2 protein-coding genes are annotated in these 555 nt (G+C 36.0%); both read left to right on the top strand.

What is annotated here, in order from left to right:
• Nucleotides 1-408 (top strand): DUF924 family protein (locus DS2_RS19405; RefSeq protein ID WP_035016744.1); only part of this gene is annotated, 408 nt, incomplete at its 5' end.
• Between the two features lie 11 nt (nucleotides 409-419).
• Complete coding sequence (locus tag DS2_RS20985; protein ID WP_268745649.1) at nucleotides 420-548, top strand: hypothetical protein; 129 nt, start codon at nucleotides 420-422, stop codon at nucleotides 546-548.
• The last annotated feature ends 7 nt before the right edge of the window (nucleotides 549-555 follow it).

The following is a 555-nucleotide window of genomic DNA, read 5'->3' as shown; positions in this document are numbered from 1 at the left end:
AAATTGCACTCGAAAGGTCAACAGGCCCTAGGCAGTTTAGCGGAAATTATTATTCTGGATCAGTTTTCACGCAACATATATCGTGACCAACCCGAAGCATTTGCAAGCGATGCAATGGCATTAGCCCTCGCTCAATTTGCAATATCACAACAATTTGACCAACAGCTGTTACCAATTCAACAAGCTTTTTTATATATGCCATTTATGCACAGTGAATCTAAATTGATACATGTTGAAGCTGTTAAATTATTTGAAGCCGCAGGTTGGACCAATAATTTAGAGTTTGAATTACAGCATAAAAACATCATAGATAAATTTGGCCGCTACCCACATAGAAATAAAATATTAGGCCGACAATCTACCAAAGAAGAAATTGAATTTCTCCAACAACCAAACTCTAGTTTTTAAAAGGAACTTTAATGCCACAAATCAGAAAAGCATCAATTGCTGATATTTCAGCAATTGCGCAGATACATGTTGAATCCTGGCAGGCTGCATATACAGGTTTAATGCCCGAAAGTTATATAGAGCTAAATCAATATAAATAGCGATAAT

The organism is Catenovulum agarivorans DS-2 (genome assembly GCF_000568405.1).
In the GTDB taxonomy this organism is placed as follows: Bacteria; Pseudomonadota; Gammaproteobacteria; order Enterobacterales; family Alteromonadaceae; genus Catenovulum; species Catenovulum agarivorans_A.
The sequence above is the reverse complement of the archived record's forward strand: the minus strand, read 5'-3'. Positions and strand labels throughout refer to the sequence as shown.